This window comes from Pseudomonas neustonica, from assembly GCF_003797945.1.
Taxonomy (GTDB): domain Bacteria; phylum Pseudomonadota; class Gammaproteobacteria; order Pseudomonadales; family Pseudomonadaceae; genus Halopseudomonas; species Halopseudomonas neustonica.
On the sequence record NZ_RKKU01000011.1, the window covers coordinates 41566 to 57680 of the forward strand.

Consider the following 16115-nt stretch of genomic DNA (forward strand, 5'->3'; position numbering starts at 1 on the left):
AGTGCAGGTATGTCCGGGTTGACTGCAGGATCCGCCGCATTGCGCGATCGAGCAGCCAACAGAGCTTAGCGGCACTTGGCTCGTCACATTCGTAGTAGCAAGGAGTTATCGCAGATGGGTATTTCGAACCATGAACTTCATCATGACTTTCCACAGTACAGCGATCTGATCGACCAACTGACCGAGCACGACGGCCACTTCAAAAAGCAGCTGAAGGAATATGCCGAGCTGGACAAGGAAATTCAGACGCTGGAGAAGCAGAATCTGCCGGTATCCGATGAGAATTTCACGCAGCTGAAGGCTAGCCGCGCACATCTCAAGGATCAACTCTACAACGCCTTGTTAAAGGCCTCCGAGGCCTAACAGCGGCGCCGGGTGCGTTGATATACGCATTAGTGTTGCGCACCAAGTGTTGCGCATAGAAAAAGGCCGGAGCCCTGACAGGTTCCGGCCTTTTGCCGTCCGACGTACTTAGATGCGCGGTACTTCGTGCGGCCGCAGGTCAAACACCAGCACCTCTGCGTTCTGCCCCTGATTGATTTCCAGCGTCTGTGCATGCCGTAACTTGAGGCCATCACCTTCGCTTAGCCGCTTGCCATTCACCGCCACCGTACCGCTCGCCACATGCACGTAGGCATGACGGTTGGCAGCGAGTGTCAGCGTGTCTCGCTCGGCGCCGTTAAACAGGCCCGCGTAAACCCGCGCGTCCTGATGCAGGGTGAGCGCACCCTCGGCGCCGTCTGGTGCGAGAATCAAGCGTAACCGCCCGCGTTTTTCCTCGGCAGCAATATGCTGCTGCTGATATTTCGGCTGGATGCCCTGCTTGCCGGGCATGATCCAGATTTGCAGGAAGTGCACCGGCGCGGTCTTGCTGGCGTTGTACTCGCTGTGTGCAACTCCGGTACCGGCGCTCATCAGCTGCACGTCACCGGGCCTGATCTGCGAGCCGATGCCCAGCGTGTCTTCATGCTTCAGGGCGCCTTCGAGCACGTAGGAGAAAATCTCCATATCGCGGTGTGGGTGTTTGCCAAAGCCGCCAGCAGGCGCCACCCGGTCATCATTGATCACCAGCAGGTCAGAAAACCCGACATGCTCGGGATCGTAGTAGGAGCCGAAGGAAAAACTGTGCCGCGACTGCAGCCAGCCGTGGTTGGCGATACCGCGTTCGGTGGCTTTGCGTAGCTCGGTGTTATTGCTCATATCGAGTACTCCTGTTGTCAGGGTGGGCGCTGTTGACCTAAAGCGGCTTTGCCCATTGAAAACAGATTACTGTCTATTGATTCGTGGATTAAGATGCTGGGATAGGTATTACTGTCTACTAGGGCGAGACAATGAGCCAGCTTGAAGATATGCAGTTGTTTGTCAGTGTGCTGGAGCAAGGCAGCTTTACGGCGGCAGCTGAAGTGTTAGGTCTATCCAAGCAGTTTGTCAGTCGCCGAGTGGCGGCGCTGGAAGCCCGCCTGGGTGTGCGCCTGCTCAACCGCTCGACGCGCAAACTCAGTGCAACCGCCTTGGGGCAAAGCTATTTCGAGCGCGCGCGGCGCATACTGCAGGATGTCGCGGAAACCGACATGTTGGTCTCCGAGCAAGGCGCGTCGCCGCGCGGCGCTCTGCGGCTGGCGGCGCCTATGTCTTTTGGCACCCTGCACCTCAGTGAGCTATTGCCAGCCTTTATGCAGCGGTATCCCGAGGTCAATATCGAGCTGGATCTCAGCGACCGTACGGTCGACTTGCTGGGTGAAGGTTATGACATGGCAATCCGCATTGGCGAGCTGGCTGATTCCAGCCTGATTGCGCGTCAGCTGGCACCGCTGCACATGGTGACCTGTGCCAGCCCGGCATACCTGGCCATGCATGGCGAGCCGCAAACGCCGGATGATCTGCGCGCCCACGAGTGCATGCTTTATGGCCACAGTAAATCGGTGGAGTGGCATTACTGGCGTGATGGGCGTAGCCAGCGCATAGCCTTGCACGGACGTTACCGCGTCAACAACGGTGAGCTGGTCCGTGATGCTGCGATTGCCGGTCTGGGGCTGACCATGTTGCCAACCTTTATTGTGGGCGACGCGCTCGCCAGCGGCCAGTTGGTGACTGTGCTTGAGGCCTATCAAATGCCGGCCGGTAAGGTCTATGCGGTCTATCCACAGCACCGCCAGTCGTCTTTGCTAGTGCAGTTTCTAATCGACTATCTACGCGAGGCGCTGACCAGCCAAGGCTGACCGGGTGCCGACATCGGGGTGCCGCGTTGTGGTTGGCGCGCCCTGCTCAGTCGGGCAGATAGCGCAGTAGCAAAGCGAAATCCAGATTGTCTATCGCTGGCCGCGGGATACGTACCAGGTGACCATCGCCGGGAGCCACGTCAATCGGCTGGCCGCGCCGGTCCTGCATGGCCTGCAAAATGAACGCCTGGTTACCGGTTGGCGTCATCAGCTCCAGCCGGTCACCCAGGCTGAAACGGTTCTTCACTGCAATGGTTATCCAGTCACTGTCGGCCTCTGCCAGCTCGCCGACAAACTGATGCCGGGTCATGCGTGAGGCGCCCTGCTCGTAGTTCTGGTACACGCCAGGCGGATGGCGGCGATAAAAACCTTCGGTGTAGCCGCGATTGGCCAGGCTTTCCAGATCATCCATCAAGGCCAGGTTAAACGGGCGTCCGGCCACAGCGTCGTCGATGGCCTGACGATACGCCTGCACGGTGCGCGCCACATAGAAGTGCGACTTGGTACGGCCTTCAATCTTCAGCGAATCTACCCCCATGCGGACAAAGCGCTCGACGTGTTGCACGGCGCGCAGGTCCTTGGAGTTCATGACGTAGGTGCCGTGCTCGTCCTCCTCGATGGCCATAGGTTCGTCAGGCTTGTTGCGTTGAGTGATGATCTGCACCGGTTTGCTTACGGGCTCGATATTGCCCTCGGGTGTTTCAACGCCCGGCTTAACGTCATATTGCCAGCGACAGGCATTGGTGCAGGCGCCCTGATTGGCATCACGGTGATTGAAATAACCTGAGAGCAGGCAGCGACCGGAGTAGGCAATACAGAGTGCGCCATGGACAAATACCTCCAGGCCCACATCCGGACAGCGGCGGCGAATCTCTTCAACCTCGTCCAGCGATAGCTCGCGCGAGAGTATGATGCGCTCCAGTCCCAATTTCTGCCAGAACGTCACTGTGGCCCAGTTGACGGCATTGGCCTGCACCGAGAGGTGCACCGGCAACTCGGGCCAGCGTTCACGCACCAGCATGATCAGACCGGGGTCCGACATAATCAGTGCATCCGGCCCCATCGCCACGACCGACTCCAAATCCCGCAGGTAGGTTGCCACTTTGCTGTTGTGCGCGGCGATATTACTGGCCAGGTAGAACTTCTTACCCTGCGCATGTGCTTCCGTAATCGCCTCAGCCAGCACCTTAGGGTCATGAAAATCGTTCTCGCGCACGCGCAAGCTGTAGCGCGGCTGTCCGGCGTAGACCGCATCGGCGCCGTAGGCAAAGGCATAGCGCATGGCTTTGAGGGTGCCGGCGGGCGCCAGCAGTTCGGGAAATGTGGGCATGGCGATGAACCGCTTGGTCTGCAGAAAGGCCGAGAGCTTAGCGGTTGTTGGTATTACGGATATTGACTGAGATCAGTTGGACAGAAGTTTGCTTGAAGTAGTCGCTAACGTGAACTGGCTACCGCCAGGCAACCCGTTTGCTAGGTAGCAGAGGTCCAGATTATGGTTATGGCCTCTGCTTAACTCACTTTAACCTTGACCTTGTTGTGGGGGCGGCAGTTGCCCGTTGCCGTTGTCTGGTAGGGTTGGCGTTGTTGAATTGTCATTGGACTTGCTGTCCGCATCTGACCAGCCCGCACCGGTAGCAAAGTCGAAGTTTCTGGTTTTCAACGAGTAGCCCAGGTTGGCATCACCGAAGTAGCCTTCACCCTGATAACCGATACCAACGTTTGGACGGAATGAGCCGCTGGCAAAAACGTAATCCAGGCCCAGGGTTGCTGCTGCCTTGTTTTCTTCGTCATCCGAGAAGGCCTTGATGCCGATGGCCGGACCTTGCCCGAATACATAGCTGACGCCAACCCCGAAGCCGATGTCATTGGCTGTAGCGCCAAAAGACACTGTGCTCAGAATGGCTGCGGCCACCGCACTCCGGGCAACGCAAATCATTGTTTGGCTCATCCCTGACTCCTTTTCTAAACAGTATGTGATTTTGATTCTAACCCGTGTTTTCTGATGTGGGAACCTGAAGGTTCGGTCACAAGGGGTTGGAATATTGTCAGTATAGATTCAATTTCCGTTGAGTGGCAGTTTTATGGCACTGCGCAGCAATCAGAAAAGTGTCCCTGTTTTGGTCGCAGGCATGGCACTCGAAGAGCATCAGGTGCCTATCGACCGTGCCGGTGGCACTAGATTTTTTATACGGTGGCAGTTGCTGCTGCGTGGACCTCTCAGTAGTAATACCAGCGCAGCTGCAGGCTGACTTCATTCTCGGGGTCGCTGCGGTGGCTAAACTCCCGGCGGGCCCTCAGGCGCAGGCCCAGATCTGTTCCCAGCTCCCAGTGCTGGCTAAGCTTGAGACTGCGGCGCACCTCGCCATTGGTAAAGAAGTCGTTGCTGGTTTCCATCAGCAGATTGCCTAACCCGTTGCGCCACAGCAGGCCCGCATTGAAGCCGGCGGCAGGGCTTAAGGCTTCGTCGGCATCCGGGTGGTGCTCGACGCGCAGGGTCGCCAGCGCAAAGGTTTGCAGGTCGCTTACCGGATTCCAGCTGAACCCGCCGCCGCCGTTCAGGTGCGGTACCAGCCTGCGTTTGTCGTCGTCGCCAGCGACGCGCTCCAGCCCGGTGGCTACCTGCCAGGACCAGGGTTTGAGCAGCTGGTTGCGCGGGGTCAGCGAGCGGATACTGACCAGCCCCAGTTCTTCCAGTTGCCAGTGATTGCCTTGGTACTGACGGATATTCAGCGTGCCCAATTCAATCTGTGCGCCGAGCGGAAAGCCGGCCAGGTTATCGGCCAGATCGTGATACGCCAGACGTAAGCCGTACTCGGCAAAGGCACGGTCATCACGGCTGCCCAGCGCGAGTTGCCAGGTGCGTGATTCGTGGCCATATTCCGGATACGTCGGCGTGTCGATTAGCAGTTTGGGTGGTGGGTTCTGGTTGATCGCCTGGAGCAACTGGTAGCTACGGTCGGCGCTCGCCTGATCGCGTTCCTGGCCGCTGCTCTGATAGCGAATCAGGCGGTATGCCGACTCTTGAATCAGTGCCTGGCGCTGCGAATCGATTGCTTGGTAGTCCGGGTCCTTCAACACCGCGCTGTCGGCCGCCAGGCGAGTGACCCAATCAAGCTCGTTGCTGGTTAATGGCTCGGCCTGGGCCAGTAGCTCGCGTTCGCGCGAAGGCCGATAGGTTACGTCGGTAATCAGGCCTGCTTCGCGCACCGCGCGCACGGTATCGGCGGGAATGGCGGTCAGCGGAAACTGCTCGGTCAAATGCAGTTGCGGCTTGGCGACTTCGAGTAACTCCAAAAGGCGGTAGGAGCAATTCTCGTCGAAGAAAAAATAGTCAAAGCGCACCTGCCGCAATTCCCACACATGTTCGACCATGCGGGCGGTTTCTTCTGGCGTCAGGTTGAGCTGATATTCCCACAGATCGCGATTCTCCAGGCGACTGTATTCGCCAATCTTGTCGCGGTAGGGCAGCAGTGAGAACTGACCTGGGTAGCCACCCGCCAGCCCTTTCCAGGCATACAGAATGCCGTTGTCCATATTCTCTACCATGGCACCAAAGTTAAGCGCGTAGGTCAGCAGAGTGGTGCCGCTGGCTTGCGTATCAGGCGAGTCGATCCGCAGCAAGGTATGGCCAAACATCGACGATGGGCTATTCAGGTAAGCATCCGGGAAAACCAGCACGGTGGCGTGCGGGTTGATATCGTCATACCAGCTGCGGTACTCGCCGCAGTCCGGGCTTGGCAGATCGCTTAGCTGTAACTGTTCACGCAGCCAGCGCGTGCGTGCGGGGTACTTGCACTGGACGTGGTCGTTGCCCTGCGCGGGGTCGGCATAGAGTCCGTCCAGCGTCGCTTGCAGCTCGGCAGTCGGTGACGTGGCGCCCTCGTCGGCCAGAAAAAACGCGTCGTCATCGACGTAGCTGCGCCAACCGTCAAGGCGGCTCGGTAGATAGTGCCCAAGCAACAGCCAATAACGTTCGCTCGCTAGCGCCTGCAGCTGGGTATCGGCCATTTGGGGAGAGGCCTGCGCAGCAGCGCACAGGCTGCCGATCAGCAGCGGGGCTAAGCGTTTGAACATGGTGGGCGTCACTTGCAGTAATAGAAAAAGAGGTACGTCGGATATAAACACAAAAGGCCGGGCTTTTGGCTCCGGCCTTTTGCAGATTGTACCGCGATCAGGCTTAGGCTGCGTATTTGGCCAGCACGGCGTCTTGGCGCATCAGGTTCAGAGTGGCTTCATGTACCTGCTCAGCAGTTACGTCGGCACTGGTGAAGATGTCGTTGAAGTGGGCGTGGGTTACGGCGTTGAAATGCGCGCGGTCTTCAGGCTGCACACCCAATACTACCGCGTAAGTGGTCAGAGCTTCGCCTTCACCACGAGCAACGTCTTCAGACAGCTCGTTCATGATGCTGCCCAAAACCAGCATTGGCTTGCCAGCGTAGGTCAGCTTGCCGCCGGTATCACAACCATTGGTACCAGAGGTCATACCGAAGGTGGCGTTACCGGACGTGCCATTGGTGATGGAGGCCACCAGATGGGATGGCAGGCCGCTTTGACCTTCGAACAACATGTTACCCCAACCGCAGCTAGGGCCGCCGGGAGCAGCCGCGAAGGCGTTGATTGAAGCTGCAGCCAGGACGGTGCCGAGTAAGATCCGTTTCATGTGGGCGTTTCCATATTCAGTGAGTTAGTTTATTCAATTTAGCAACGGAATTACTTTGTTGCAATTAGGTTTCAGTCTCGAGCTGTATAGCTGTCGACCAGTTATCGTTGTTGGCTTTTTGATTCCAGCCTCAACGAGCCGATAATGTCTATTTAGAGGCGTTGCTAGTTGCTTTTGACTGGCAGATTTGCGTCCCGGATGTGCCCGCGAGCATGCCTTCTATCTGTTCAAGGGAGCCGATCACGGCGCGTTTACCCGTAGCCGTGACGAAGGCGCGCGCCGCTTCTACCTTGGGTCCCATCGAGCCGTCAGCGAAATCGTATTCAGCCAGATACTCAGGCGTGACTTTGCCGAGTGCGCGCTGGGTGGGTTTACCCCAGTTAAGGTAGACCGCTGGCACGTCGGTGGCGATGATCAATACATCGGCCTGTAGTTCGCGCGCCAGCAGGCTGCTGCACAAATCCTTGTCGATCACGGCTTCCACGCCGTGCAGGCCTTGGCTATCGGCATTGCGTGCTACCGGTATGCCACCGCCACCAGCGGCGATGACCAGTGCGCCGCGCTCCAGCAACCAGTGGATCGCTTGCAGCCCAAGTACGCGCAGCGGTTTTGGCGAGGCGACGACTCGCCTGAACGCTTTGCCATCGGTTGCCATGCTCCAGCCTTTTGCTCCGGCGACCTTGGCAGATTCGGCTTTACTATAGATCGGGCCGATGGGCTTGCTCGGATGTTGGAAGGCGGGGTCTTGTGGGTCCACCTCCACGCGGGTGATCAGCGTTGTGACGACCCGGGTGGTGCGCAGCTGGTTGCCCAGCTCCTGCTCCAGCAGGTAGCCGATCATGCCGTCGGTCTGCGCGCCCAGTACGTCTAGTGGGTAAGCGTCCACTTCAATATAGGCATCTGCTTGCAACGCCAGCAGCCCGACCTGCGGCCCATTACCGTGTGTCAGCACCAGGTCGTGATTGGCTGCCACGCGCGCCAGTTGGCTGGCCGCTCTGCGAATATTGGTCAACTGATTTTCAGCCGTTGGCGCTTGGTCGCGGCGCAGCAGGGCGTTACCGCCCAGAGCGACGACTATTTTCACGAGTCAGCTCCAGCGGGCTTCATCCGAGCGTCGCTACCAGCACGGCCTTGATGGTGTGCATGCGATTTTCGGCCTGGGTGAATACCACTGAAGCGTCGGACTCGAATACCTCGTCGGTCACCTCGATCTCGCTCAGGCCATACTTCTCGTGCACCTGGCGACCGACCTCGGTTTCCAGGTTGTGAAAGGCCGGTAGGCAATGCATGAACTTGGCGCTGCGTTTGCCGGTCGCCTGCATCAGGGCAGTTGTGACCTGGTAGGGCAGTAACTGGTCGATGCGCTGCTGCCATACGGTATCAACTTGCCCCATGGACACCCATACGTCGGTGTACAGAAAATCGGCACCCGCTACGGCTTTGAGTGGGTCTGTCTCCAGGGTGATACGCGCACCGGTAGTCTTCGCCAGTTCGCGCATCTCGGCCACCAGCTCAGCGGGCGGCTGCAGATCGGTGGGTGAGCAGATGCGCACATCCATACCCATTTGCGTACCGCCAACCAGCAGCGAACTGCCCATATTGAAGCTGGCATCGCCGAGGTAGCAGAAGCTCAACTCGTGTAGCGGCTTTTCGCCGAATTCTTGCATGGTCAGCAGGTCAGCGAGTATCTGGGTTGGATGCATCTCATCGGTCAGGCCGTTCCATACCGGCACCTTGGCATACTGCGCCAGCTCCTCGACCACAGTTTGCAGGAAGCCGCGATACTCGATGCCGTCGTAGAAGCGGCCGAGTACACGGGCGGTATCCTTCAGCGATTCCTTGTGACCCAGTTGCGAACTGCCGGAATCCAGACAAGTGACGTGGCCGCCCTGATCATGCACGGCGACTTCAAAGGCGCAGCGAGTGCGGGTTGAGGGCTTCTCGAAGATCAGCGCGATGTTCTTGCCCTTCAGGCGCTGTACTTCGTTACCCACGGCCTTGGAGCGCTTTAGTTCGGCGGACATCTCCAGCAGGTAGCGGATTTCATCCGGGGTGAAGTCCTTCAGCGCCAGCAAACTACGGTTGTGCAGATTAAAGCTCATGGTGTGTTCTCGTCTGGATGGAGGATCAGATAGCGTCGCGCTCAATCGGGCAGGACATGCAATGACTGCCGCCGCGCCCGCGGCCCAGCTCGGAACCCGATACCGTAATCACCTCAACGCCGGCCTTGCGCAGCAGGGTGTTGGTGTGGGTGTTGCGGGCATAACCCATCACCACGCCCGGTGCCAGGGCCAGCAGGTTGTTACCGTCGTCCCATTGCTCTCGTTCTGACTGCCAGGCGTCGCCGCCGGTAGCCACTGAGCGCAGCTTTTTCAATCCGAGCGCCTCGGCCACCACCTCCAGGAAGGGCTTGGTTTCGGTCCGCACATCCAGGCTGCCTTCCTGCTCGCCGGGGCGCAGGCTGTGAACGCGGATGGCGTTGGCCATTTCCGGAAAGCTGGTGACCAGATCCACATCGCAGAAGGTAAACACGGTGTCCAGATGCATGGCGCCGCGCGATTTGGGTATCTGCGCGGCCAGCACGCGGGTCGCTACGCCCTGGGCAAACAGCGAGCGTGCCAGTTGGCTGACCGCCTGGGGTGAGGTGCGCTCACCCATGCCGATCAGTACCACACCGTTACCCAGCGGCATCACATCGCCGCCTTCCATGGTGGCGCCGCCGTGATCTATGTCGGGGTCACCCCACCAGATGGTGGTCTTGCCAGCGAACAGCGGATGGAAGCGGTATACGGCTGCGGTGAGCAGCGTCTCCTGGCGACGTGCCGGCCAGAACATTGAGCACAGCACTGCGCCCTTGCCGATCCAGCAACTGCTGTCGCGGCTGAACAGGGTATTGGGTAGTGGCGGCAGCAGAAAGTCGTTCGCGGCGGCGTAACGTGCCAGCAGTCCCGCAGGCTCAAACGGCAGTTCTGCACGCGCCAGCCCGCCGATCAGGTGTTCTGCCAGGCGCATTGGTGGCAGTTCTTCCATCCAGGGGCGTAACTGCAGCGCCAGTTCGGCATCGACGGTACCAGCGTCCAGTTTGCGGTCCAGTAGCCAGGTACGAGCGGCAGGGTCAGCTACGGTGGTAGCCAGTAGATCGTGCAGTTCCAGCACCTCGACATCGTGGCTCTGCATGGCGTTGGTGAAGGCGTCGTGGTCATTGCGCGCCTGCTCGACCCAGATGACGTCATCGAACAGCAATTCGCGGCAGTTCGCTGGTGTCAGGCGCTGTTGCGCCAGGCCGGGGCGGCATACCAGTACGCGGCGCAAGCGGCCAACTTCAGAGTGCAAACCTTGGGTGGTCATGGCAACAATCTCCTGTTCATATAGTCGGGAATCAGCAATAGGGTCGGGCTCACAGGCTCAGTCGCCCCATGGCCAGTAGCGTGGCGGAGACGCCAGCGAGTATCACCAGCACCGCCAGCAGCACCCATTCGGCGGTATTGAAAACCCGCTCCTGACGCTGGCGCTTGGCCCAGGCATAGAGCACTACGCCCGGTGCGTAGAGCATCGCGCTCAGCAGCAAATACTTGAATCCGGCGGCGTAGAGCAGCCACAGGCAGTACACCGTGGCCAGTGCAGCGACCGGTACATCAGCGCGGCGGATCGCAGCTTTCACCCCCTCGCCACGCCATGCCAGTGACAGGCCGTAGGCTGCACTGAACAGGTAAGGCAGCAGGATCATCGCCGTTGATAGCGAGATCAGTGCCAGGTAGGAGGCCTTGGAGAACAGCGTGAAGATAAGGAACAGCTGCACCATGCCATTGGTCAGCCACATGGCATTGGCGGGCACCCCCTTCTTGTTGGTCCGCCCCAGCCATTTCGGCATCACGCCACCACCAGCAGGGGTGAATAGCGACTCGGCGGCTAGCAGCATCCAGGCCAGGAAGCCACCACCCACCGAGACGATCAAGCCCACGTAGATGAGTACGGCGCCCCAGGTACCAACCGCGTCTTCCAGTACGCCGGCCATTGAGGGGTTTTTCAGGCCAGCGAGGGTGGGCTGATTGAGCACACCGAGCGACAGTAGCGATACCGCCATCAGTAACAGCAGACAGATCAGAAAGCCGATGATAGTGGCGCGGCCAACGTCCTCACGCTTGCGGGCCCTTGCCGAGTAGACGCTGGCGCCTTCAATTCCAATAAATACCCAGACGGTGACCAACATGGTGCTCTTGACCTGATCAAGCACCGAACCGAGCTCGCTGGTGCCCCAGAAATCGAGGCGGAAGGTATCAAGCTGAAAGGCCATTGCTACCAGTGCGATGAACAGCAGCAGCGGCACTATCTTGGCCAGCGTGACCACGGCGTTCAGCACCGCAGCGCCCTGGATGCCGCGCAGCACCAGCAGGTGGATAATCCAGAGTACGACTGAGGCCCCGGCGATGGCGGCTGGCGAGTTACCGCTGCCGAAGATCGGGAAAAAATAACCGAGCGCACTGAAGGCCGCGACCAGATAACCGACATTGCCGATCCAGGCGCTAACCCAGTAACCCCAGGCCGAGTTGAAGCCCACGTACTCACCTGACAGAGCGCGAGCGTAAGCATAGACGCCGTTATCGAGTTCGGGTTTGCGCAGCGAAAGCATCTGGTACACCCGCACCAGGAGCAGCATACCGATACCGGTAATGGTCCAGCCGATCAGGATGGCTCCAGCGCCTGCGCCGGCGGCCATGTTTTGCGGCAGGCCAAAGATACCGCTGCCGATGATCGAGCCCACCACCAGCGCTACCAATAGGCTAAGGCCTAGTTTGGCAGGGGCTTTGGCGTTGGCAGCATCGCCGGCGACGATGGTTTTATCGGTAGCTACTGCGTCTGGCTTGTTCATGCGGTTGCGTCCGCGGGAGCTTGCAGGTGGCACAGCCCCTTAACCTTGGCCTGGAGTGTGTCCGCTATGCTTTGCGCTTCTGCTGTGGTGGTACCCGGCAGCATATGTAAAAAGACGGTGCCGTTGGGTGGCTCTTGCCCCGGCACGTTCTGCGGTTCGCAGACGATAGTGATAGGGGCTTGCTCGGGCGTGTGTTCGGTCGGCGCAAGCTCCCTGACGATGTAGCGGTAAACGTCGGATTTGGGCTGGTTCATGGCAGGTACCTGTGCAGGTTATTGCCAGCCGCAGCGTTTGCACGGGGGCTGGCAGGGACACTACCAGTCTCTTCCCTCGGCCGGGTTGCGTCTGTTCGACAGCGCACGCAAGACTTTCAGGGGATAGTTCAGGGAGTAGACTTGGCCTCATCGCTGGTACTGAGCGCGTCGAAGCCGGAGATGACATCGAACAGCTCCTCGTCGATGCCAGCCTGGCGCAGCTGGTGAAAATGGGCTTGTAGCTCCTGCAGCAGCTCGCCGATATTGCGGTCGGCGCGCTGCATCGCAGCCAGCCGACTGGCATTCTCGCTGGCCAGTGATTCGGCGCTGGCCCGAAACAGCGAAACGAACAGGTGTTCGCGAATAAAGGCGCGCAAGGTCTGCGCGCTGGCGTCCAGTACTTCGGGTAATTGGTCGCCGGGCCATGGCCGGTTGGCCAGCCCGTGCTGCCAAAGCGCATCCAGCGGCAGCAGTCGTTGGCTCACCGGTGTATAGCCGGCAGCGTTTGGCCGGTTATAGAAAAGAGTCAGCGCGGTGCTCTGGGTTGCAGCAGGTTGATCCGCCTGGGTAGTGGCAGCGGGGGCCTGCACTTTAAGCAGAATATCGCCGACCAGCCGGGTGATCAGTTCTACCGACCCCGGTACCGCAAAGCATCCCTCGGGGGTAATGCCGGCGTCCACTAGCCGCGCATTCGCGCGTTCACCCACGGCCCAGACTCTGCAGCGAGTCTGCGCCAGTGCGGACACCGCATGGTCAACCACTACCTCATTGAAACGGCCGACGAGCCCTTGGTCGGAGCCAAATACCACCGCATGCATCAACGGCGTTGCGGCCAGCGCAGTCTGCGTTTCACGAGGTGGCTGCTCGACTGAACGCAAACACACGCCGAGGCCGAGCTCGACGGTGCGGGCGTAATCGCCGAGGGCGGCTACCGACCTTTCATATTGCCCAATAGCGGATGCCGCCGATGCCTTCATGGTGCGCACCACCGACTTGAGATCACCGGCGCTATCGATCTGACGACGCAGGGCGGTCAGAGTGGTTGCCATCGGGGTTACTCGGGATCGCTGTCGGGCAATGGCATTGCGGCTGCGTGCTTGTCGCGATGCTCGTGCAGACGCCCCAGTTTACTGTCCAGCAGGTGCACCATCTTGGCCGCTGCGCCTTTTACAGCCTGCCTGAGCGTGGCCGCGTGGTCGGTAACCGCAACCGGTTGTTGGCCTTCCAGCCGTGCCTCCAGCATGCAGCGCTGGTCGTGTTGTCCATCTTTGTCGCCATTCTCGTCACTGAGATGCACTTCGACGCGGGTGACGTGATCGCTGAAGCGTTTCAGCGCTTTTTCGATTAGGGCGCTGTAGGCGGCGGCGTGTGCTTCGTCGCCGTTGGTATGACTACCGCTGTTGATCTGGATTTTCATGGGGTTTCTCTGCTGTCTGTGTGGTTGCGGCCGCTTTGTCGTGCGGGTTGTCTGTTTGCGGGAGGAAGCTTTCGAGCGCCGCGCGCGCGGCCTCGGTTACCTGTTGGCGATCGGCGTCGGTCAGCTTGTCGCCAGCAGTGAGCCGAGCGCTCAGGTCATCGGGCAGATCCTGAGTAGCGTCTTCCACTGCCTGCTGCGCGGCGCTCATGCGCTCGAGTGGCACGGGATCAAACAGTGCTGCGTTGAGTGCCAGCAGGATGGCGATCTGCGCGGGTACCGAGACGGGCGAGAATTCCGCCTGGCCCAGGCAGGCGCGGATGCGTTTGCCGTGTTCAATGGATTGCCGCGTGTCCTCGTCCAGCCGCGCACCAAAGCGGGCGAAGGTTTCCAGCTCTTCAAACTGGGCGTAGGCGAGCTTGAGGTCTCCAGCCACGGAGCGGTAGGCAGCGCGCTGCGCTTTGCCGCCTACCCGTGAAACTGACTGGCCCACTGCAATCGCGGGCAGCACACCGAGCTCAAAAAGGGACGGCGACAGCACAATCTGGCCATCGGTGATGGAAATCAGGTTGGTGGGGATATAGGCCGAGATATTTTGCGCCTCGGTCTCGATGATCGGCAGTGCAGTTAGCGAGCCGCCGCCGCGTTCTTCGTTCAGGTGAGTTGCGCGCTCAAGCATGCGCGAATGAATGTAGAAAATATCGCCGGGAAAGGCCTCGCGACCGGGCGGGCGGCGCAGCAGCAGCGACAGCTCACGATAGGCCCGGGCGTGGTGGGTCAGGTCGTCATACACAATCAGCACGTCGCGGCCCTGCTCCATAAAATGCTCGGCAATACTGGTGGCCGCGTAGGGTGCGATATAGGACAGCCCCGGCGCCTCGTTGCCTTCGGCCACCACCACGACGGTGTAGGTCAGCGCCTGTTTCTCGCGCAGCTTGGCTACCGTCTTGGCCACCGCAGAGGCGCGCTGGCCGATGGCGCAATAGACGCAGAGCACATCCTTGCCGCGCTGATTAAAGATGGTGTCGATGGCGATGGCGGTCTTGCCGGTCTGCCGGTCGCCGAGAATCAGTTCGCGCTGGCCGCGGCCGATGGGAATCAGCGCGTCCAGCACTTTCAGGCCGGTCTGCAGTGGTTCGGTTACCGGGGCGCGATCCATGATGGCCGTGGCGGGACGCTCGATAGGCAGGCGATCATGCGTGGCGATCGGACCCAAACCATCCAGCGGCCGCCCCAGTGGATCGATCATGCGCCCCAGCAGTGCGTCTCCCACGGCGACGTCCATGACCCGGCCGGTGCGCTGTACCTCGTCGCCGGCGTGCAGGTGCGCATAGTCACCCAGCAGCACCACGTCGATACTGTCTTCGTTGAGATTGAAGGCGATACCGGACAGCCCGCCGGGAAACAGCAGCAGTTCTTCCGAGGTGGCGTGCTGCAGCCCGCGCACCTGCGCGATGCCGGTGGAGACGCTGGCGATAACGCCGACTTCGCGCGGCAGTAGTTGTGGCTTGAACGCCTGCAGACGCTGCTGAAGATCGGCGAACGCGCCCGCATACACGCCTTCCAGACTGGCCCTATCAGGTATGGCTGCGGTCATGCTGGCTCCGTTGCATCGGGCTCGACGGTTGCCGGCGGCGGACTTATGGCCAGCGCGCGCAGGTAATCGGCAATACTCCAGGCCAGCTTTTGCCCATTGGCGCTGAGTTCGATGCCGGCCACCAGCTCAGGGTTGGTCTCGTATCTGAGCGCAATCGACTGCCCTAGCTTGTCGTTCAGCGCGCTCTGAATCGCCTCCCGCTGCGATTCGGCTAGCTCGAAAGCGCTGCGCAGCACTGCGGGATCAGCTTCGGAGGTGGTCTTGAGCGCGCTGCCCAGAGTGGCCAGGGTGTCATCGGCCATGGTCTGCAGGCGCTGAATGAACACCTCGCAGGCGCGCTGCTCCAGGCTGGCATCGGCGAGGTCAGCCATTACCCGCCGGGCGATCTCGAATGCCTGCTGCTGGGTTTGCTGCACTATCTCGGCATGCAGCTGCTGCGTCTCGATCGCCAGCGCTTTTGCACGCTTGGCTTTCGCCTGTTTGGCGGCTTCGGCTGCGGCTGCACGCAGACGTTCGGCCTCAGCCGAGGCCTCCTGCTTGGCTTGCTGCAGCAAGTCGGCACGCTGCTGGTCGAAGGTCTGGTTCTTCTCCTGGTATTCGATTTGCTGCTGGTGCGCTTTGGCCTTGGTGTCAGCGGCATCCGCCAGCTCGGCGGTAATCTTCTGCTCGCGGGCGGCGATGGCGTTCAATACCGGTTGGTATAGAAAGCGTTTCATCAACCACACCAGGATAATGAAGTTCAGCACCTGCGCGCCGACGGTAAACCAGTCGATGAGCATGGGCTATTGGCCTGCTGCCTTAGTGGCCGCAGCCAGTGCGGCGTTCCAGAACGGGTTGGCAAAGATGAGGATCATCGACACCACGAAACAGTAAATCGCGGTGGACTCGATCATCGCCAGACCCACGAACAGCGTGCGGGTGATGGTGGCGGAGGCATCGGGTTGCTGCGCCAGCGAGGTGAGCGCGACCGCGACCGCGCGGCCTTCGGCCAGGGCCGGACCCATGGTGCCAAACCCCGTGGTCAGGCCTGCCATGATGATGGATGCGACAGCGATCCAGGTAAGAGCGTCCATAAGCGGTGCCTTTGTAGTGGTTGATGGG

17 protein-coding genes are annotated in these 16115 nt (G+C 60.1%); 2 read left to right on the forward strand and 15 right to left on the reverse strand.

Annotated elements, in window-relative coordinates; translation table 11 throughout:
• Positions 1–114: 114 nt before the first annotated feature.
• Complete coding sequence (locus EF096_RS10445; RefSeq protein ID WP_123889573.1) at positions 115–363, forward strand: YdcH family protein; 249 nt, start codon at positions 115–117, stop codon at positions 361–363.
• A 108-nt stretch (positions 364–471) separates the two neighbouring features.
• Here EF096_RS10445 and EF096_RS10450 read toward each other — a convergent pair whose 3' ends face one another.
• Positions 472–1200: a pirin family protein gene (locus EF096_RS10450; RefSeq protein WP_123889574.1), complete on the reverse strand. Its 729-nt coding sequence runs from the start codon at positions 1198–1200 to the stop codon at positions 472–474.
• Positions 1201–1331: 131 nt separating this feature from the next.
• Between EF096_RS10450 and EF096_RS10455 the strand changes: the two genes are divergently transcribed.
• Positions 1332–2219, forward strand: a complete 888-nt coding sequence (locus tag EF096_RS10455; RefSeq protein WP_123889575.1) for a LysR family transcriptional regulator — start codon at positions 1332–1334, stop codon at positions 2217–2219.
• A gap of 46 nt (positions 2220–2265) precedes the next feature.
• Here the strand turns inward: EF096_RS10455 and trhP are convergent, their stop codons facing one another.
• The 14 genes from trhP to EF096_RS10525 all read right to left on the reverse strand — a co-directional run bounded on the left by trhP (position 2266) and on the right by EF096_RS10525 (position 16087).
• The gene (trhP, locus tag EF096_RS10460; RefSeq protein ID WP_123889576.1) at positions 2266–3549 is read right to left on the reverse strand and encodes a prephenate-dependent tRNA uridine(34) hydroxylase TrhP; all 1284 of its coding nucleotides are present in this window, start codon (positions 3547–3549) and stop codon (positions 2266–2268) included.
• A 189-nt stretch (positions 3550–3738) separates the two neighbouring features.
• The gene (locus EF096_RS10465) at positions 3739–4167 is read right to left on the reverse strand and encodes a hypothetical protein (protein WP_123889577.1); all 429 of its coding nucleotides are present in this window, start codon (positions 4165–4167) and stop codon (positions 3739–3741) included.
• A 269-nt stretch (positions 4168–4436) separates the two neighbouring features.
• Positions 4437–6293, reverse strand: coding sequence for an Lnb N-terminal periplasmic domain-containing protein (locus EF096_RS10470; protein ID WP_123889578.1), 1857 nt, complete (start codon positions 6291–6293; stop codon positions 4437–4439).
• 103 nt (positions 6294–6396) lie between these two features.
• Entirely contained in the window at positions 6397–6879 is a 483-nt protein-coding gene (locus EF096_RS10475) for a DUF3015 domain-containing protein (RefSeq protein ID WP_123889579.1), read from the reverse strand.
• A gap of 148 nt (positions 6880–7027) precedes the next feature.
• Positions 7028–7963: a carbamate kinase gene (gene arcC, locus EF096_RS10480; RefSeq protein WP_123889580.1), complete on the reverse strand. Its 936-nt coding sequence runs from the start codon at positions 7961–7963 to the stop codon at positions 7028–7030.
• 19 nt (positions 7964–7982) lie between these two features.
• Entirely contained in the window at positions 7983–8981 is a 999-nt protein-coding gene (gene argF, locus EF096_RS10485; RefSeq protein ID WP_123889581.1) for an ornithine carbamoyltransferase, read from the reverse strand.
• 25 nt (positions 8982–9006) lie between these two features.
• Positions 9007–10227, reverse strand: a complete 1221-nt coding sequence (gene arcA / locus EF096_RS10490) for an arginine deiminase (RefSeq protein WP_123889582.1) — start codon at positions 10225–10227, stop codon at positions 9007–9009.
• A gap of 49 nt (positions 10228–10276) precedes the next feature.
• On the reverse strand, positions 10277–11749 hold the full coding sequence (arcD, locus tag EF096_RS10495) for an arginine-ornithine antiporter (RefSeq protein WP_123889583.1): 1473 nt from the start codon (positions 11747–11749) through the stop codon (positions 10277–10279).
• Positions 11746–12003 (reverse strand): hypothetical protein, encoded by a 258-nt coding sequence (locus EF096_RS10500; RefSeq protein WP_123889584.1) that lies wholly within the window; start codon positions 12001–12003, stop codon positions 11746–11748. Before EF096_RS10500 ends, arcD begins: the two co-directional genes overlap by 4 nt.
• A gap of 128 nt (positions 12004–12131) precedes the next feature.
• Positions 12132–13052 carry a F0F1 ATP synthase subunit gamma gene (locus tag EF096_RS10505; protein WP_123889585.1) on the reverse strand — a complete coding sequence of 307 codons (921 nt, stop codon included), beginning with the start codon at positions 13050–13052 and terminating at the stop codon, positions 12132–12134.
• A gap of 5 nt (positions 13053–13057) precedes the next feature.
• Positions 13058–13420 carry an HPF/RaiA family ribosome-associated protein gene (locus EF096_RS10510; protein WP_123889586.1) on the reverse strand — a complete coding sequence of 121 codons (363 nt, stop codon included), beginning with the start codon at positions 13418–13420 and terminating at the stop codon, positions 13058–13060.
• The gene (locus EF096_RS10515; RefSeq protein WP_123889587.1) at positions 13395–15014 is read right to left on the reverse strand and encodes an alternate F1F0 ATPase, F1 subunit alpha; all 1620 of its coding nucleotides are present in this window, start codon (positions 15012–15014) and stop codon (positions 13395–13397) included. Before EF096_RS10515 ends, EF096_RS10510 begins: the two co-directional genes overlap by 26 nt.
• Positions 15011–15793, reverse strand: coding sequence for a F0F1 ATP synthase subunit delta (locus EF096_RS10520; protein ID WP_123889588.1), 783 nt, complete (start codon positions 15791–15793; stop codon positions 15011–15013). The genes EF096_RS10515 and EF096_RS10520 overlap by 4 nt, the downstream gene beginning before the upstream one ends.
• 3 nt (positions 15794–15796) lie before the next feature.
• A complete protein-coding gene (locus EF096_RS10525) occupies positions 15797–16087 on the reverse strand; it encodes a F0F1 ATP synthase subunit C (RefSeq protein WP_123889589.1) in 291 nt (96 codons plus the stop codon).
• Positions 16088–16115: the final 28 nt, after the last annotated feature.